Here is a 17,211-nt window from a genome sequence, read left to right as displayed (position 1 = left end):
GCGCTCGGGCAACCGGTTCTCGGTGAACGCGATGTCCGCGATCAGCACGAAGGGCCGGATGCACTTCATGGTGTTCACCGAGACCTTCGACGCCGACGTGATGTGCCGCTTCCTCGACCGGCTCGCAGGCCACTTCGACCACAAGGTCCACCTCGTCGTGGACGGCCACTCCGCGCACCGCTCCCGCAAGGTCCGTACCTGGCTCGCCGATCACCCGGACCGGATCGAGCTGCACTTCCTGCCGTCGTACTCGCCGGAGCTGAACCCCGACGAGCTGGTCAACGCCGACCTCAAACGGAGCCTGCCGATGCACAGCCGGGCCCGCGACCAAGCCCAACTCGCCGCCGAGACCCGCCGATTCTTCCACCGACGCCAACGCCAGCCACACATCGTCCGCGGCTACTACGGCGGCCCGCACGTCCGCTACATCCTCGAATAGAACCCTTTGAGTTTCGGATCAATACCTCCACGGGCAGGCCGAGACGGAGCCCGAGGCGGAGACGGTGCGCACCAAGCTCCTCCACCGGGTGAACGAGCAGCGTCACCCGAAGCAGCAGGTCACCATGGGGTTCCTCCTCGACCGCTGACTCAACGTGGCGCGTTCCGGGGGTGGTTGTCGTGCACCCCGAGGGCTCGCCTATGCCGTCGTTGACGGCTGCCAGGAGCTCTTCGGCCCGCCCGTCAGCTATCCGGCGGCCTGAAGGGCCGCCGCCGACTCCACTTCTGAAGGGCAGGCCACCCTCTTGATTACCTTACGGGTCGACCCGTAAGGTAAATGCCATGAGCTCCTCTCTGCCCTCCAGGGGGCGTCCCAGAGATCCCCGATCGCAAGAGGCGATCATCGGTGCGACGGCGGAGCTGGTGGTCGAGGTCGGCTACGCCGCGACATCGATCGGGGCGGTGGCCGCCCGGGCCGGTGTCGGCAAGGACACGATCTACCGGCGGTGGCCGGGCAAGCCGGAATTGGTCTTCGAGGCCGTCTTCACGACCACCAATGATGCTCCGCCCCCGGACACCGGAACGCTGGCCGGGGATCTGACCGTGCTGCTACAGGGCCTGGTCGACGAGTTCCGCGCGCCTGCCGCCGCGGCGGCCCTCCCGGGACTGCTCGCCGACTTCGCCGCCGATCCGAAACTGAAGGCGCGCATCCGCAGTGACTTCCTGGCCCCGTCGAAGGAGCGGCTGCTGATTGTCTTCGAACGCGCCGTGCTGCGCGGGGAGATCGCGGCCGAAGCGCCCGTGGAGCTGGTCCTGGACACGCTGGCAGGAGCCGTGTTCTTCCACATAGGGCTGGTCGGGGAGCGCCCCGACCCGCAACTGCCCGCACAGCTGGCCGCTGTCGTGGCCAAAGGAATCGAGGTCCGATGAACGGCTGGCTTCTCGCGGCAGGGACCACCGCACTCGGCGTGGCAGCAGTGCACATCGTCGCCGGGCACCGCGATGTGGTCCGCCCGCTGCTGTCCTGCGGTCTCGCGGAGGAACCCAAGCGGGTCCTGCACGCCGTGTGGCACATGGTGAGCGGAGACCTGTTGCTCTCCGGACTCGCCCTGCTGTACCTCTCCCTGACGGACGGTACGCCGGGTACCGGCCTGGTGGCGTGGTTCGTGGCCGCGCACTTCATCGCGTACGCGGCAGCCTTCTTGGTCGTCACGCTGACCGTCGGCTGGCCCAGACCGCTGCTCCGGCTACCGCAGTGGATTCTGCTCCTGCCGGTCGCAGTGCTGGCAGCGGCGGGCGCCGCGTAGCCACACGCTCGGAGAGTTCCCGCAGCCGCCGCGTCGAGCCGTTCGGACATGCCAATCGAGTCTGCATGCCGGCGCACCGCCATCAACGCTCTCTCCCGTCAGCCTTCGTAGACCAGCGGTTCACACAGCAACTGAATGGGGAGCAAAGAGCGACACCGAGGAAATTTCGAGATCGGCATCACTGCGGGGTTGACTGCTCAACTCCTCAGCGCGGTGAGGCCCAGAACGTTCCGTTACCGCAGCTTCGGTCGTTCGACCGAGGCGGCCTCACTGCCGCCAGCTAATGCCGTCGCATTCGAGCGGCGGCGGGAATCACCGCACCTTTGGCCGCCGCTGGCACCCTTGACCAGGGGAAATGGGTGCACGGGCGAGGCCTTGAGGCCTCCCCGGCAGCCGCTGGCTGACCTGATTCACCGACCTGTCGGGCACGGATCGGGCACAATCTGAGCACCGCTGTAGGAGTTCGATCTCGCCCCGGCCTGGATGAGGCCCATCCCGAGCGCGGGGGCCATACATGGCTGCCGGTTGTCACCGCTGTCCGTACTCGTTGATGTCAGCGTTGGATGTCAGCGGAACAGCCCCGGGACCGGGCAGGGCTCCAAAGGCCCATCCGGCCGGTCTGCCCAGCCCCACCAGACCTGCCGATCGGCGCACCTCCACAGCGTCCGGCAGGTCCGCCAGCCGTCGTCCTCCCGCTTGGAGAGCACAAAGCCTCCGGACTTCATGGGCTGGCTGCACTCGGGGCAGACCAGGGCGTCGTTGGTCACGCGACGCACCCTAGCGGCACGACCGCTTCGTCCCGAAGCAATGGGAGCGACTGAGTGACCTGCGGCAGGACCAGCGGTGACCTGCGCGGACCATCCGCGAGCGTCCGTGGTTGTGCGCCTCTGTGCGGGGTTGTTGTAGCGCAGTTAGACACTCAGCCCGCATCCCTCTACAGGCCGCGTAGCGCCTCATAGAGATCGTCGTAGGCTGTCCAACAGTCGATGCTGCCATCGTCATACAGGCTGCCCATGTACCAGTCGTCATCATCGACAGGCTTCACGATGCACAGGCTGTGGAATCCGAGAACGATCTCCGGGTGCAGGACCTCGTGAGGGTCGGAGGCAACCCACTTCGCTGCCCGGTTGGAGTCCAGGACGATGGCCCCTTGGTCGCCGGATACGTCGCGGATCCGCTGAAGCGTCCAACCTGGGGGTAGCTGTGCGTCTGCCATCCACGGATGATCTCACCCGCCATCGTGGATCACCTCTTTAGGAGTTCGAGCGGACGGCCCTCGGGGGCGTCTGACAGCCCGAGGCATGGCCGCTCACGATCGTTCAACGCCGGGTCTGTCTGCTGTCGTTGATGTCGCCTGGTGATGTCAGGGCTGAGCTGTTTACAGACGGTGACACAACGCAGTGGTGCGCCTGCCCGGCCGCTTCCGATGTGTGCTTACGAAGGCGGCCGGATCGCGGCGGCGATGCGATGTCGGCTCACCTCGCTCCCATGGAGTTGCCCCGCTGCGAGCATGGACGCTCTTCCCGGCGCCCCAGGCCACACAGCGGCGGGCTCGGCTCAGGGGGCAGCCCGCCACCGCTCTGAACCCCACCCCACAGCGCTACGTCAGCTCTCCACCGAGGCACCGGAAAGGGGCCGAAGGTGAAGGAGGGGGAGGGTCCGAGTCAAAGAGAGGGTGGGGGCTGGGGCGGTCGGCTCCGCGGCTCTAGCAGCCACCATGGGGCGATCCTCGAAGATCGGGGCCCACATCGGGCTATTGCGGGCAGGTGAGGAGCCAGCCCGATTCGCGTCCAGCGTACGGGCCCCGATCGCTCACCCCATGGCAGTCCCGCCCAAAGCCGCTACACCGCCTGATGCGGGTAAGCCCGAGCCCCCCGCCTGCGGTTCTCCGTGGGTGGGGTGGCTTTTTTCACACGGTCAGAGGGACCGGATGAATCTCGTCGGGCAGGTGACCAGTGCGTTCGTGGATGCGTTGGACTGCTTCGGCCGAGGGTGCCTCGGAGAGGCAGTAGACCGTTCCGGACTCCGGGTCCGCCCAGGCCTTCTTGAAGTGGACGCCTTCTTCCTTCTCGATGGCGAGGTCGGCCCTATGGGCCTCTTTCAGCTGGTCGGCCGTGATGCCATTCATCCCGTGGTGGACATCCATGAACTGGGGCATTGCGTCGCGCCTCCTTCCGGCTTGCGCGTCCCGGCGTTCAGGAGTGCCGAGTCCGCTTTCCAGCTCCGTCATCTCCATCCTGTGCCCATACGACCGAGATGGCGACCGTTCAGCTCCTGGCCAGTCGCCCCGTGCCCCATCCGTTACGGGCGGTCGGCACTTCACCGCCCCCGCCCGGCTTGCCAGCCGGGGGGGGCGGAGCGCGAGACCACGACTCAGGTGCTGTGATCGGCCGGCGCATCCGTGGTCTTGGGGATCACCTCTATCGGCGAGCGGATCGCGTCCTACCGTGAGCGTCGGGGGTACACACAGCCCATGCTCGCCGGGCACGTCGGGCATGTCGGGCACGTCGGGCACGTCGGGCACGTCGGGCACGTCGGGCACGTCGGGCACAGTACCGACTGGCTGTCGAAGATCGAGCGCGGCGTGCGGAAACCGCCGAGGATCGACAAGCTCGCTGAACTCGCCCGTGTACTGCGCGTCCCCTTGGGTGACTTGATGGGGCAGCCCGTCCTCATGGAGGGCGACGAGCAGCACATGGATGACGTGACGGCCGCTCGCGCTGCGTTTCCCGGACGACGTGGGTGTAGACGTCCATCGTGATGCTGATCTGCGAGTGCCCAAGGATCTCCATAACGACGCGAGGAGCGACCCCGGCCGCGGTGAGCAGCGTCACGCAGCCGTGCCGGGCATCGTGCGGCCGGATCACGCGGAGGCCGGCGAAGTCGGCGACGCGGGTGAAGGAGCGGTACACGCTGCGCGGCTCCACCCGGCGACCAGCGCGGGGGGGGTGAAGACGGTAGGCCTCTGTGTCCGTGGCGGGAGCGGTCATGCGCGAGGACGTCCGGCTGCTGGCTATCCGCCGAGCGGTACTCTGTGCCGTCCTCGGGCCCTACACGATCAACAGGTCCGCAGATCACAGAATGCGAGAACGCCGTGCGGGCACTGAGAAGGCTCTTCAGGACGCTCAAGAGCACCCATCACAGAGCCGACGATGAGACCTTTGCAAGGAACGCGGCCTGCGAGTGCTCACCGGGCTGGCCAGGGCTGGAGACCACGGCCAACGGCTACGTGATCCGTGCCGTGCCGTCGTCGCACTACAGCATCATGACGAACCCAGAGATCGGGACGTTCACCGCGCGATGCGCTGGGTGCCATGCCAGATACCCCGACCCGTGGGTACTGGACACCACTGAGCCGATGCCCTACGCCTGGGCGCGCGAGTCTGACGAGCCGACTTGCCGAGAGCGCCCGGATTCCTGACATCAGCGCCTGGCAGTACGAGTGCGGACAACCCAGGTCCACCATTGACCTGAGCGGCCGAGCTGCCGAGGTACGGCCCCGTTCCGCTCACGTCGGGCGGTCCCCGTGACCGACCTGGCAAGGATGAGGCAGACCGCACCGGATGCGCACCAGAACGGGCGGTCAGCCACGGTCAACAGCGAGCACGGGCAAGGCTTCCGCGGTCGACCCGACGGTGGTCTCGGCGCATGTCGGACTCCTAACTCACCATCACTGAACGGTGATTCCCAAGCTCACGTCATTGCCGTCTGCGGCCGAGACATGTGTCGACGCATGTCCGCAGCCCCACCCGCATGCCCCGAGTGCGCCCAGATGATGCGGGCCGGCGGCCTTGTCCTGTCTGGCCGGGAAGACGACGGCGCGCGCGCCTGCCGCACAGCGTGGCGGTGCCCCGCTCGGCATGTCTGGTGGAAGTGGGCAGACCGGTCGGACGACCCGCTGGAGCTCTGCCCGCACCCTCAGTTGTTCCGGTCCTGACATCTAGGCTGACATCAACGACGGCGCACAGCAGCATCCGTGAGCGACCGGCACGGCAGCCGGATGCCCCGGCGCACGCGTCGCGTAGCGTCCGTGATCGAACTCCTGAAGCGGGTGTTCTGGCGTCAGTGGACTTCGTAGGCCCTGGCGAGGACCCCTATGGTCTCTGCCATGGTCAGCCGCAGTTCCGCCGGTGCGATGACCTCGACGTCGACGCCGAGACGCAGCAGCTCGCCGCAGGCGTGCTCGGTGCTCTCGGTCGGGATGACCGCCTCGACCCATCCCTCGGCGCCGGCGGCGGTCGCCGTGGAGTCGACCGAGCGCACCACCGCCGGTGGGACGTTGTCGGGCAGGCGCCGGCGTCCTCGAGGGGACAGGCGGATGGTGGCTGTACCGGTGTAGCGGCGCGTCTGGAAGGCATCGAGGTAGGAGGTCCAGTACGTGCCCAGGTCGAAGTCGCCCGGCCGGTCGAACACCTCGTCGCTCAGTACCGCGTCGAGGACTTGGGAGACGCGGTAGGTCGCGACGCCCCTCTCCGTGGCGGCCACGACGTACCAGGTACCGGATTTGAGGACCAGACCGTAGGGGCGGAGGCGGCGGTTCACCTCCTGCGGGGCGCGCCAGCGGCGGTAGCGCGCGTCCACCGCACGCCGGGTGAGCACCGCGTCGACGAGGACGGGGAGATGCGGTGTCTGTTCGGGTTCCCGGTACCAGCCGGGAGCATCCAGGTGGAAGACCGCCGCGGTCCGAGCCGCCTCTTCACGTAGTCCTGTGGGCAGCGCGGCCAGCAGCTTCAGCCGGGCCGCAGTCACCTCGCCGGCGAGCCCCAGGTCGGCGGCGGGCCCGGGTAGCCCTGCGAAGAACAGTGCTCGTGCTTCGCCCTCGCTCATCCCGGTCAGCCGGGTGCGGTAGCCGTCGAGGAGTTGGTAGCCGCCCCCGCGGCCCGGCTCCGCGTAGACCGGAACCCCGGCAGCCTGCAGGCGCGTCAGGTCACGGTACGCAGTCCGCACCGACACCCCCAGCTCCCCGGCGATCGTCTGTGCGGACAGGCGGCCACGGGACTGGAGCAACAGCAGCACCGACAGCAGTCGACTGGCAGACATGGACGCATTCTCCTCGGAAACCCTGACAGCCTCTGTCACAAGGCTCCCCTACCGTCGGTCCGCGTCCCGGTTCAGTCCGAACGAGCCGCGATCGCGTACCCGAAGAAGCACTGAAGGGGAGTCCCGCTGTGCCACCGACCGACCTCACCGGCCTGCCTGCCGTGATCGAGCTCCGCCAGTACACCCTGCGTCCGGGGCGGCGCGACGAGCTCATAGTGCTGTTCGACCGGGAGTTCGTCGAGCCCCAGGAAGAGGTGGGGATGCTCGTGCTCGGCCAGTTCCGCGATCTCGACGACCCGGACCGCTTCGTCTGGTTGCGCGGATTCCGGGATATGACGGCCCGCCACCGCGGGCTCACGGACTTCTACGGTGGCCCCGTCTGGGCCAGACACGGTCCCCAGGCGAACGACACGATGATCGACTCCGACGATGTCCTCCTCCTGCGCCCGGTGCCGACCGGGAGCGGATTCGCCTACGCCCCCTCCAGGCGCCCCGCGGTCGGGGCTCCTGTGCCGGACCGGTTCGTGCACGTCACCCTGTGGTCCTTCCCTCCCGGACGACACGATGGCATCGCGCTGATCAGGGACGGACTCCTTCCCGTGGTCCTGGAGACGGGGCCTGCGCCGCTCGCCTTCCTGACCACCGAGCACGCGCACAACACGTTCCCCAGGCTGCCGGTCCGCTCCGGCGAGAACGTCGCCGTGATGCTCACCTCGTACCCCGACGAGAGTGCGCACCGTCGACACCTCACCGCCGTACAAGCCCACCCCCTGACAAGGGACGAGCTCCTGCCGGCCATCGAGCGAGAACAGACAGCGGCACCCCGGAGACTGCGGCTGACGCCCACGGGCCGCTCACTCATCGTCTGACCCGTGAGCTGACAACCCAGGAGAAGCGCACCGACCAAGACCGCTATGGAGCAAGACCGGTGCGGTCAGTTCTCGTGAACAAGCCGAGGGGAGACGCTGGAGCTGTTTCATGGGGCGGCTGCGTGCGGCCTGTGGGGCCGTCCCTTGTGGGGACGCCCGTGGTGAGGGCGGTGGCGTAGTTCGATGGTGACGGTCACCGGCTCGCTCGTGGTGGTGGCGCCGGTCGGATCGGTGGCGACGGCGACGAAGGTATGGATACCGCTGGCCTTGGCGACACGTCCGGAGCAGTTCCAGTTTCCGGATGCGTCCACGAGGGCAGTGCAGATGGTCCGGTCACCTTCCATGACGGTGATGGTCCTGCCCGTCTCGCCTGTGCCGGTGAAGCTCAGCAGGCAACCGCCGCGTCCTCTCCCATCGGTGCTCCGCGGACGGGGGCAGCTCCTGATCGTGTCACCGTCCCGGGGGCTGGTGATCACCAGGGCGGTGTCGATCGTGATGGTGATCGGTGTGCCGTCGGTGCTGCGGCCGAACTGGTCGGTGGCTCGCGGGAGGATGCTGTGCGGTCCGTCGCTCAGGGCAACGGCCGGGGTGCAACTCCAACTACCGTCCACCGCCACAACGGCGGAACACAGAACGGTGTCCCCTTCAAGCAGAGTGACCGTGGTCCCGGGCTCACCGGTCCCGGTGAACGTCGGCATGCTCTCGGTGAGTACAGCCCCGTTGAGCGGATTGGTGATCACCGGGGCGGTGGGCCCGGTGGCGTCGATCGTGATGGTGATCGGTGTGCCGTCGGTGCTGCGGCCGAACTGGTCGGTGGCTCGCGGGAGGATACTGTGCGGTCCGTCGCTCAGGGCGACGGCCGGGGTGCAACTCCAACTACCGTCCACCGCCACAACGGCGGAACACAGAACGGGGTCCCCTTCAAGCAGAGTGACCGTGGTCCCGGGCTCACCGGTCCCGGTGAACGTCGGCGTGCTGTCGGAGAGAACGGCCCCGTCCGCCGGGCTGGTGATCACCGGGGCGGTGGGTGCGGTCGTATCGATGGTGATGGTGATCGGTGTGCCGTCGGTGGCGTTGCCGATGCCGTTGGTGGCTCGGGGGAGGACGGTGTGCGGTCCGTCGCTCAGGGCAACGGCCGGGGTGCAACTCCAACTACCGTCCACCGCCACGACAACGGAACACAGAACGGTGTCCCCTTCAAGCAGAGTGACCGTGGTCCCGGCCTCGCCCGTCCCGGTGAACGTCGGCGTGCTGTCGGAGAGAACGGCCCCGTCCGCCGGGCTGGTGATCACCGGTGTAGCGGGATTGGTGGTGTTCAGCAGCACCGACACCGTGGCTGCGCCGAAGTTGGCAGTGACCAGGTCCTGGTCAGCGTCACCGTCCAGGTCCCCCGCAGCCAACGCGATCGGATCGGCCCCGACAGGGAAGGGGACCGGGGCCGCGAAGACACCGCTCCCGTTGTTCAACAACACCGACACCGTACTGGCTCCGTCGGCGGTAGCCAGGTCCTGGTCGCCGTCACCGTCCAGGTCCGCCGCGACCACCGCAGCCGGCGCGGTCCCGGTGGGGTAGGGGGTCGCTCCCGCGAACGTCCCTCCCCCGGCGTTCAAAAGCACCGAGACCTGATCGTCGCCGGCGTCGGCGGTGATCAGATCCTGTCTGCCGTCACCGTTCAGATCCGCCGCAGCCACCGAGACCGGAAAGGTCCCGACGCCATAGGGGACTGCGGTGGCGAAGGTACCGTCCCCGTTGTTCAACAACACCGACACCGTATTGCCGAGGGTGTCGGCTGTGGCCAGGTCCTGGTCGCCGTCACCGTCCAGATCCGCCGCGACCACGGTGAAGGGTACGAGCCCAACACCGTAGGTGGTACCAGGGCCGAAGGTACCGTCCCCTGCGTTCAACAAGACCGTCACCGTGTTGCCGAGGGCGTCGGCGGTAGCAAGGTCCTGGTCGCCGTCACCGTCGAAATCGGCTACGACGACCGAGTTCGGGTTGGCCCCGACGCCGTAGGTGACCTGGGGCGCGAAGGTACCGTCCCCGGCGTTCAACAGCACCGACACGTTGTTGTCGATGGAGTTGGCGACGGCCAGGTCCTGGTCGCCGTCACCGTCCAGATCCCCCACCGCCACCGAGGCAGGCGAAGCACCAACGCCGTAGGTGACCTGGGGCGCGAAGGTACCGTTCCCGGCGTTCAACAGCACCGACACGTTGTTGTCCGTCGAGTTGGCGACGGCCAGGTCCTGGTCACCGTCACCGTCCAGATCCCCCACCGCCACCGAGGCAGGCGAAGTACCAACACCGTAGTCGACTGCGGGGGCGAAGCTCACGGTGGCGGCCCACGCCGTGCCGGCGGTGGGGAACACCACCAGAGCCAGGGCCATCGGCAGAGCCATCAGCAGGGCCCGTACGTTCCGTGGCGCTTTGGGCACCGCTGCGTCCTCATCACACGCTCTGGACAATGCCGCCTCCCTTGTTCCTGCGGGCGACAAGGCCCGGGGCGAGTGCTAAACGATCTGCCGGAATCAGCCATTGCCAAGGGAGGCCGGCCCGGCGGCGCCTGTGCGCTGACCCCGGGTAACCCACTTCTCCGAGGAACGACACCATGCCGGCCAAGCCCACATCGGCTCAGTCGGCGTCATTCGCCCATGCGGAACCACACGCCCGGCACAGTCGCAGCAACCGGCACAGGACCCGCCTCACGGTGTCGAGACGAAGAACCGCATGCCGGGAACACCCTGCCCACAGCGCATTGCCGCACCCACTCGACACTCACCACGCCGCATCGAGAACACCCGATAAGCCCAAGGAAGTACGAGTGAGCCGATTTTCCCACGATATAGATCATCATGAGGACGAAATGCTTCTCACCTTGAGCGCAGCGAAAGAGGCACAGCCTCTGCAGCAGGTAGGAGAGTTGACGGGCCCTCTCCTGTGTGGAAAGGGACCGTCTTCGGTAGCGGTCCGGGTTTGGTGCTGGGGTTCGGGGTTGCTCGCCGTGTCGGGGTCTCTGGGTGCGGGGTCTGGTCGGGGGTGGTTTCTAGGCGAGTAGTGGGAGGTGGCCGGTGCGTAGGCCCGCCCCGGGGGGTGGTGGGTCAGCAGCAGGGGCCGTCGCAGCAGCAGGTCGGCGGGTTGCAGTCCGCGGCTGTGCCCCACAGGGATTCATCGACCACGAGTCCGGCCGCACGGATCCGGGCGGCGACGTCGACCATCAGGCCGGGTGTGCGGGTCTTGCTGTTCGGTGTGTGGTGGAGGTAGTAGCCGAACTGCTCCTGGCACCAGTGGGTGTACTCGGTGCTGTGGAGCATGAAGGTGTGCCAGCCGGGGTCCACCGTCGCGGACGGGGCCATGGTGTTACCGGACCGGGTGGTGCCCGTCACCCAGCACAGGGCGATGGCCTGGTCCTGGATCCGCTCGGCGACGCATCGTTCCAGGCCGTACTCCTGGGCACAGAAGTCGACGAGCCTGTCGAACAGGCCGGGGGCGACCGGGTCGCGTCCACGACGCAGTTCCACAGCGACAGCGGTCATGCCACACACCTTGGGCGTGTGCTCGGTGCGAGGCCAGCCCCCGCCCGGTCATGCACGTCCCGGGCCCCAAGGGCCCGGCCCCGTTCCGGCCGCTCCTGCCAGGGAAAACCGGCCGGCACGAAAGGTCTCCAACCCGCCCGCCCCCTACGGGCGACGGGCGGGAGTTTCAACGGCGCGGCCGGTCAGGGCACACGCGATGGAAGTGCACGGCTCCGCCGGCGGCCGACTCGGTATGGATGCCCTGCGTCTCGCGCGGCTCGTCCGGCCTGATCGCACCTCGCACAGATCACGATGATCCGCTCCTGCAGGTTCTCGTAGTGGTCGCACAGCGACAGCACCGACAACGCGACCTTCCGCGCATGCCGACTCCGGGCAGTACCCGTACTGGAGAACGCGCTTGCCACATACGACGACAGCCAGGCGCGGGACAAAGCGCTGTACCTCTCGTGGCTCGCCGACGCGTACATGACGGCGGGTGAAGTCGAGCAGGCGGCGAAGGTCGCGTGTCGTGCTCTGGACCTCACCAACGGCGTTGCGTCGGTCCGGCCGCGACGCAGGTTGAATCCGCTCCTCAAGCGCCTGTCGGGATACCGGGGCGTCAGCGATGTCGACGCCGCCCTGGGGAGAGCAGCACTGCTGTGACCTAGTCGGGTGGGGACTGCGTGTTCTCGGACACCCACCGCAGACATGCCTCCCCGCCCGCGACGATTGGCACTGCTGCCACCTCAGGGTTGTCCCAAGGGTGGTGCTTCAGCAGGTGCGCTTCGAGGGCGGGGTATCGCTCGACGCGGGTTTTCAGCAGTAGTTGCCACTCATCGCCGGTACCGAACTCGCCGAGATGCCAGAACACTGACGTGACGGGCCCCACGATCTGGGCACCTGCTGCCAGTCGCTCCTTCACAGCCGATTGCGCCAGCTCGATGGCCTGTTCCCGGGTCGGTGTAGCGGTCGACACCTGCACGAAATCAGTCATGACGGGAGCCTAGTGACGTAGCCGGACATAAGAAAGGTGCCCCTTGGCAGGCCCGAAGGCCGGACAGGAGGTGCGCTCACAATCCGGTTCGATCGTACTCCCCCCCGGTCAGGCGGCACCGGAGGGTCAATCCCGTGCTCCCGCGTCTGCGACGCCAGCCCCCGCCTCGTACGAGACAAACGCCCGCACCAGCGACCGGAGCCCTCGGCCGCAAAGCGAAAAGCGGGTGACACAGCGTCTCGCTGCGCCACCCGCTCTCTCGTCATTCCTGGCCACATGGCGAGCGTCCGGAGACTGTCGCCGGGGTTCAGGAGTGTGGGGTCAGTTCGCGTTCACCAGGTCGTGCGCGGGGACGGTCACGGTCCGCTTGCCGGGCTCGCCGCCGAGGACGACCTTCCGCAGGGCACTGTTGTTGTCGAGGTTGGTTTCCTTCAGCCGCTTGGCCGGGTTGGCCAGCACCTGGATGTAGTAGGTGCCGTTGGGCACGTCCGTGATGTCGAACGACTGTCCCGGCAGGTTCTGGGTGTAGGTGTCACCGGAGCCGACGTCCAGCACCTCGCGGACGGAGATGGAGTTCTCCTGGCCGCAGGCAGTGGACAGGTCGGTGTTGTACGGGTGCCAGTTGGCGTTCTTCACGGTGTAGTCGACGGCGTCGGTGTTGGCGAGGCAGAAGGCCTCCTTGCCGCTGCGCACCGCTTCCTTCTTGTCGGCCTTCAGCAGCCGGTAGCTGGCGAAGTCGGTGAAGTGCCAGTGCACGTGGCCGGGACGCGGGTCCCACTCCATGGTGCCGGTCGGGGTGTAGCCGACCTGCTTGCCCTTGGCGTCGTAGAAGTACTGGTAGGCGTCCATCTTGGCCTTCCCGGGCGAGCGGAAGCCGTCCACCACGAGCTGGGCCGGGCCGGCGTTCCACACGTTGGCGCTGAAGGCCAGGTAGTCCTTGCCGGGGATGTTCTGGTCGCCGTCGCTGATGGTGATGCCGTACGCCGGCAGCGACCGCAGGTCTGGCTTGGGGACGTCCGGGACGGAGGCCTTGCCGGTGGGCCGCTTGGACAGCGGCGTGAGGGCGGGCGCCTTGCGCGAGCCGTCGGTCTGCCCGGCGGTGTCGCCGGCGCGCATACCGGCGCGCGCGGCCTGCTGCTTCTTCAGCGCCCACGGCAGGGCCGGCGGCGCGGCCTTCAGCGGCCCGTGGCCCACGTTGTACGAGGGGCCCGCGCCGCTGGTCTCCGGCGCCCCGGCCTGGGCGGGCGCCGGAGCCGGCCCGTGCCCGGCGTGACCGGCCGGAGCCTGGTGGGAGGCGCCGTGCCCGGCGTGCTCCCCAGTGGTGGCCGACCGGGCGCCCGGGACTCCGGGGTTGTCCTCCCAGCTGCGCTCCTCGACGGTGACCTTCACCGTCGCGGGCTTGTCGGCGATTCCGAACAGGTCCCGGTACTTCTTGGCGACCTGGATCTTGGCCGTGTACGCGCCGGCGGCGAGCTTCACCGGCTGGGTGTAGGAACCGGCGTAGGTGTTGGAGGCCCACCCCTTCTCGACACCCCACACGGAACCGAGGGTGAAGGCGTTGGTGGGGCAGCTCTCCGGATACTTCGACTTGGAGGGCGCATCGGGTCGGACCCGTCCGCTGGCGTTGTTCGGACAGAAGCTCTCCGTCCGGCTGACGACCTTCTTGCCGGCCTTGTCGGTGATGGTGATCTCCGCAAAGCCGGGCAGCCCGGAGAAGTCCTTCACGGTGCCCTGGGGCAGCGTCTTGGCCTTGGCCTTGCCGCCCTCGTACACGGTCTGGGTGATGGTCACCGGGTCCTTGTAGGACTTCCGCGTCACCTTGAGCTCCAGCGGTCTCCCCTCCGCGGTCAGGTAGGTGCCCAGATCCAGGTAGACGCCCGGTTCCTCCTTCCAGGAGGTGAGCGTGACCGAGCCGGTGGCCGCGATGAGACTCAGTTTGGGCCCGGTCGCGGCCTCCGCCTTGTCCGGCATGGTGGCCATGAAGCCGGCGGTCACGGCCATGGCGGCGACGGCCGTGGTGCCGGCGAGCAGCGGACGCCGCAGCCGGGTGGTGCGCGTAGTGGTCATCGTTCCCTCATCCTCCGGATGCTGTGAGAAGGAAGCGGACAGCGGGCCACGCGGCCCGACGGGACAGGACAACCGTCCGGCCGGCGCGGTGAGAGGCACTCGCTGCGCTCGTGCGGTGAGAGGAGGGGTCCGGATGCCCGGTTGTCCGGAGAGTGGAAAACGTCGGGATGTTGGCCGAATAGCGCCGCTGTGGTGGAAACACGCCGTTGCCACCAACAGGACGTCCCCCGGGGGAAGATGGCCGGGAGGAGAGGGAGCGTCACTGGTGCAGCACCGCCGCCCATCGGGCCGCCTTGAGGTGATCCCGTCCCGGATGGGCGCGGGAGACGCGGGTCCGCCGCCACGGATCAGGCCCCGCCCTCGCCGGACCGCCGGACATGACGGACTACGGCGCACAAGAGAGTCCGGCCTCCCCGGCCGTCGCTGACGCTGACGCACGCAACGGCAAGTGCCCCACCCCCGGGCGGGGGGTGGGGCACTCTCGGGTCCAGCGTGCGAATCGACGCCGGTCGGCTAGCCGGTGGCGTCCTGCCGCCTGCGGCGCATCCACCACATCAGGGCCGCACCGGCGGCGGCGACCGCCGCGGCGATGCCGGAGATCAGCCCGATCGGGGTGTTGGAGCCGGTGTCGGCGAGGCCGCCGTCCGGATCCGGCCTGTTCGCCGGCGGGGTCGGCTTCCCGTCGTCGCCCGGGGTGGTCGGGGTCGCCGGGTCGGTCGGCTTCGGGGCGTCCGTCGGGGTCGGAGTGGGGTCCGGGCCCGGGTCCTCGCTGCCGGACTCGACGTTGCCGCTGCCGCCGAGGTAGAGGGTGTCGGTGTCCCGGTAGGACACGTCGTCCGACTGGAGAGACGTCTTCGTCGTGCTGTCCAGGGTGCGGTGTTCGGCGTTGAACCGGGTCTGGGTGATGTTCCGCTTCGGCTGCTTGGAGAAGTCCACACCCCCGACGCCCTGGTTGAAGACCTTGCCGCCGTACTCCAGCTCGAACCACTCGATGCCGTCGCGCAGCGACTTCATGTACTTCTGGTACACGTCCTCGCGGGTCCACTTGTCGTGTGGGGCACGCAGCGGCCACGCGGAGACGTCATTGGAGTTGATGATCTTGCGGAAGTCGGTCGGCGCCTTGGCATCCTGCTGGCGGATGTACTCGGCCGCGACACGCGAGGTGTAGACGGCGCGCAGATCGGCGTAGCGCTTGTCCTTGTTGACCCGCTCCTCCATGAGGGGAACGACATTGGCGCGGACGCTCGCTTCCATCGACTTCTTCTGCGCGTCGGTCAGACCCTTGCACTCAGTGCTGCCGGGCGCTTCCCACTCGATGTCGAGCCACTGGGTGGACACCTTCAGGGGCGCGTCCAGGATGTAGATTCCGCCGTCCTGCTCGCGGACCTGGGCGGTCTTGGGCTCCGCCCAGAACCGGACTCCGGGGAAGCACGGAAGGCCGTTCTGGCGGGGGGCGTTGTCCCAGTACCGCTTGCCGCCTGCGTGCTTCTTCGGGTTGAGGGCTTCGGCGAAGTCCTCCTTCATCAGGTAGTCGGCCTCGAGCAGGACCCTGCCGGCGTCGGTCTTGCCGAACTCGGCATCCATGATCTTGTCCGGCTGGTCCGGGTTGAGGTTGACCCAGAACTTCTCCGGAGTGAGCGCGAGCCAGGTGAACAGGGCGTCGGAGGAGAGCTGCATGCGCGCCTCGCCGCCGAAGCCGGGGTTCTCGTCGGGGTCGGGCATCTGGTCGGCACGCATGGAGTACTGCATGCCCTTGCCCTTGCCAAGACCGCCGACGTACCGCAGTTCCAGGGTGGTGAAGTCGACGCCGCCCGGGCCGCCGCGCGGGAGGGTGCCGCGGGGGTCGAGCCGGCGGGCGTCGGCCTGGATCTTCCTGGCTTCTTCCAGGGTCTTCCCGGAGCCGTTGATGCGGTCGTTCAGCGGGCCGCGCGTACCGCACGAGGATGCGGCAGCGAGCTGAATCCTGCCCTGGCCGCCCTGGCAGCCCGGGGCGAACCACCGCTGGTAGTCGGAGTATCCCCGGATGGGCTTGGTCCGCGGAACGGGGTTGTAGATCCGCTGGTTACCGCGCACCTGGTTCGTCTGACCGGGCCGTAGCCGGTTGACGTACCGGTTCAGGTTGTCGATCTTCTTGCGCTGGCCCTCGGTGAACGGCTTCGCTCCGGTGAACCGGAACTTGTGGTCCGGCATGAACCGGGCGATCTTCCGGTCCTTGCCGAGCTGCTTGTTCGTCAGCTCCGAGTTCGACTTGAACTCGTTGAACTCCTTGGTCTTCTGGTTGTAGGCGTCGTACCGGCGCGTTTCGACGACGTTGCCCTGCGCGTCGATGAGCTCGACGGTGACCTCGCAGAGCCAGTCCGGCCCGACCAGGCGGAAGTCACGGACGAGCTGACGCTCGAAAGCCGAGCCCTTGTGGTTGTTGGTCTGGTTGCGGATGAACCGGTGCTCGAACCAGTGGTCGAAGCTCAGACCCTCCGTGTTGTGGAAGTACCGGGCGTAGATCTCGAACTTGCGGTCCTCCGGGTCACCGGACTTGTCCGCGGTCTTCTGCCACGCCTTGTAGTTCTTCTCGGTGTCGTTCGAGACCTTCGACAGGGCCTTGGTCTTGTCGGCGGCCGTCGGCGGCTTCACCCCGTCGTAGGCCTTGCCGGGCAGGTCGTAGTTGAAGTTCCTCGGATTGCCCTTCCAGGCCGAGAAGTTGGAGCCGGTGGGGTCGTTGGGGAACCCCGAGTTCGTCGGCGTGCTCTGGTACTGCTTGCCGAGGTTCTTCGCGTCGCAGCGCTTCGCGCCGGGCTTGATCCTGGCCGCGACGGCGCGCGGCGCCGCGGTGGCGGTGTCGATCTCGATGCCGGGCAGACCGGTCACGGTGACCGCCGAGGCGATCCCGAACACGGCCAGAACACGGCCTGCCAGACGCCACCGCTCGGGTATGCGCAGTGCTCTGTTCAAGTGTGATCTTCCCTCACGTGTGGGGCCTTGAGGGGATA

15 protein-coding genes and 1 pseudogene are annotated in these 17,211 nt (G+C 67.9%); 6 read left to right on the top strand and 10 right to left on the bottom strand.

Features of this window, described 5'->3' with window-relative positions; translation table 11 throughout:
• The 3 genes from ABZ532_RS07000 to ABZ532_RS06990 form a co-directional block, all read left to right on the top strand.
• A partial coding sequence (locus ABZ532_RS07000; protein WP_361280098.1) for an IS630 family transposase occupies positions 1-439 on the top strand: 439 nt, incomplete at its 5' end.
• A gap of 341 nt (positions 440-780) precedes the next feature.
• Positions 781-1,368 (top strand): TetR/AcrR family transcriptional regulator, encoded by a 588-nt coding sequence (locus tag ABZ532_RS06995; RefSeq protein WP_361280097.1) that lies wholly within the window; start codon positions 781-783, stop codon positions 1,366-1,368.
• Positions 1,365-1,745 (top strand): hypothetical protein, encoded by a 381-nt coding sequence (locus ABZ532_RS06990; RefSeq protein WP_361280096.1) that lies wholly within the window; start codon positions 1,365-1,367, stop codon positions 1,743-1,745. Before ABZ532_RS06995 ends, ABZ532_RS06990 begins: the two co-directional genes overlap by 4 nt.
• Positions 1,746-2,311: 566 nt before the next feature.
• On the opposite strand, the gene ABZ532_RS06985 is transcribed toward ABZ532_RS06990, so the two are convergent.
• The 3 genes from ABZ532_RS06985 to ABZ532_RS06975 all read right to left on the bottom strand — a co-directional run bounded on the left by ABZ532_RS06985 (position 2,312) and on the right by ABZ532_RS06975 (position 3,903).
• Positions 2,312-2,512: a dehydrogenase gene (locus ABZ532_RS06985; protein ID WP_361280095.1), complete on the bottom strand. Its 201-nt coding sequence runs from the start codon at positions 2,510-2,512 to the stop codon at positions 2,312-2,314.
• A gap of 167 nt (positions 2,513-2,679) precedes the next feature.
• Positions 2,680-2,961 carry a hypothetical protein gene (locus ABZ532_RS06980; RefSeq protein WP_361280094.1) on the bottom strand — a complete coding sequence of 94 codons (282 nt, stop codon included), beginning with the start codon at positions 2,959-2,961 and terminating at the stop codon, positions 2,680-2,682.
• A 693-nt stretch (positions 2,962-3,654) separates the two neighbouring features.
• On the bottom strand, positions 3,655-3,903 hold the full coding sequence (locus ABZ532_RS06975; protein WP_361280130.1) for an SCO4226 family nickel-binding protein: 249 nt from the start codon (positions 3,901-3,903) through the stop codon (positions 3,655-3,657).
• Positions 3,904-4,218: 315 nt separating this feature from the next.
• Here ABZ532_RS06975 and ABZ532_RS06970 point away from each other — a divergent pair, with 315 nt between their 5' ends.
• Positions 4,219-4,506 (top strand): helix-turn-helix transcriptional regulator, encoded by a 288-nt coding sequence (locus ABZ532_RS06970; RefSeq protein ID WP_361280093.1) that lies wholly within the window; start codon positions 4,219-4,221, stop codon positions 4,504-4,506.
• On the opposite strand, the pseudogene ABZ532_RS06965 reads toward ABZ532_RS06970, so the two are convergent.
• Together ABZ532_RS06965 and ABZ532_RS06960 are read right to left on the bottom strand one after the other, a co-directional pair.
• Positions 4,418-4,681: pseudogene (locus ABZ532_RS06965) on the bottom strand (tyrosine-type recombinase/integrase); the annotation flags it as partial. The gene ABZ532_RS06970 and the pseudogene ABZ532_RS06965 overlap by 89 nt on opposite strands.
• Positions 4,682-5,807: 1,126 nt before the next feature.
• On the bottom strand, positions 5,808-6,785 hold the full coding sequence (locus ABZ532_RS06960) for a WYL domain-containing protein (RefSeq protein ID WP_361280092.1): 978 nt from the start codon (positions 6,783-6,785) through the stop codon (positions 5,808-5,810).
• A gap of 128 nt (positions 6,786-6,913) precedes the next feature.
• Between ABZ532_RS06960 and ABZ532_RS06955 the strand changes: the two genes are divergently transcribed.
• Positions 6,914-7,654, top strand: a complete 741-nt coding sequence (locus ABZ532_RS06955) for an NIPSNAP family protein (protein ID WP_361280090.1) — start codon at positions 6,914-6,916, stop codon at positions 7,652-7,654.
• A gap of 107 nt (positions 7,655-7,761) precedes the next feature.
• On the opposite strand, the gene ABZ532_RS06950 is transcribed toward ABZ532_RS06955, so the two are convergent.
• Entirely contained in the window at positions 7,762-10,086 is a 2,325-nt protein-coding gene (locus tag ABZ532_RS06950) for an FG-GAP-like repeat-containing protein (RefSeq protein ID WP_361280088.1), read from the bottom strand.
• 663 nt (positions 10,087-10,749) lie between these two features.
• Complete coding sequence (locus ABZ532_RS06945; protein ID WP_361280087.1) at positions 10,750-11,184, bottom strand: hypothetical protein; 435 nt, start codon at positions 11,182-11,184, stop codon at positions 10,750-10,752.
• Between the two features lie 465 nt (positions 11,185-11,649).
• On the opposite strand from ABZ532_RS06945, the gene ABZ532_RS06940 reads away from it, so the two are divergent.
• Entirely contained in the window at positions 11,650-11,826 is a 177-nt protein-coding gene (locus ABZ532_RS06940; protein WP_361280086.1) for a hypothetical protein, read from the top strand.
• Between the two features lies 1 nt (position 11,827).
• On the opposite strand, the gene cutA is transcribed toward ABZ532_RS06940, so the two are convergent.
• From cutA to ABZ532_RS06925, 3 genes are all read right to left on the bottom strand, one after another.
• A complete protein-coding gene (gene cutA / locus ABZ532_RS06935; RefSeq protein ID WP_361280085.1) occupies positions 11,828-12,157 on the bottom strand; it encodes a divalent-cation tolerance protein CutA in 330 nt (109 codons plus the stop codon).
• Positions 12,158-12,478: 321 nt separating this feature from the next.
• Entirely contained in the window at positions 12,479-14,224 is a 1,746-nt protein-coding gene (locus ABZ532_RS06930; RefSeq protein ID WP_361280083.1) for a lysyl oxidase family protein, read from the bottom strand.
• 513 nt (positions 14,225-14,737) lie between these two features.
• Positions 14,738-17,173, bottom strand: coding sequence for a hypothetical protein (locus tag ABZ532_RS06925; protein WP_361280081.1), 2,436 nt, complete (start codon positions 17,171-17,173; stop codon positions 14,738-14,740).
• Between the last annotated feature and the right edge of the window lie 38 nt (positions 17,174-17,211).

Origin of the sequence: Streptomyces sp. NPDC019396, assembly GCF_040632375.1 — a bacterium.
GTDB lineage: Bacteria > Actinomycetota > Actinomycetes > Streptomycetales > Streptomycetaceae > Streptomyces.
The sequence above is the reverse complement of the archived record's forward strand: the minus strand, read 5'-3'. Positions and strand labels throughout refer to the sequence as shown.

Excerpts from the sequence above, each read along its gene's own strand:
- ABZ532_RS06995 (WP_361280097.1), top strand. The coding sequence starts at position 781 with ATGAGCTCCTCTCTGCCCTCCAGGGGGCGTCCCAGAGATCCCCGATCG.
- ABZ532_RS06990 (WP_361280096.1), top strand. The coding sequence starts at position 1,365 with ATGAACGGCTGGCTTCTCGCGGCAGGGACCACCGCACTCGGCGTGGCA.
- ABZ532_RS06980 (WP_361280094.1), bottom strand. The coding sequence starts at position 2,961 with ATGGCAGACGCACAGCTACCCCCAGGTTGGACGCTTCAGCGGATCCGC.
- ABZ532_RS06975 (WP_361280130.1), bottom strand. The coding sequence starts at position 3,903 with ATGCCCCAGTTCATGGATGTCCACCACGGGATGAATGGCATCACGGCC.
- ABZ532_RS06970 (WP_361280093.1), top strand. The coding sequence starts at position 4,219 with ATGCTCGCCGGGCACGTCGGGCATGTCGGGCACGTCGGGCACGTCGGG.
- ABZ532_RS06960 (WP_361280092.1), bottom strand. The coding sequence starts at position 6,785 with ATGTCTGCCAGTCGACTGCTGTCGGTGCTGCTGTTGCTCCAGTCCCGT.
- ABZ532_RS06945 (WP_361280087.1), bottom strand. The coding sequence starts at position 11,184 with ATGACCGCTGTCGCTGTGGAACTGCGTCGTGGACGCGACCCGGTCGCC.
- ABZ532_RS06940 (WP_361280086.1), top strand. The coding sequence starts at position 11,650 with ATGACGGCGGGTGAAGTCGAGCAGGCGGCGAAGGTCGCGTGTCGTGCT.
- cutA (WP_361280085.1), bottom strand. The coding sequence starts at position 12,157 with ATGACTGATTTCGTGCAGGTGTCGACCGCTACACCGACCCGGGAACAG.
- ABZ532_RS06930 (WP_361280083.1), bottom strand. The coding sequence starts at position 14,224 with ATGACCACTACGCGCACCACCCGGCTGCGGCGTCCGCTGCTCGCCGGC.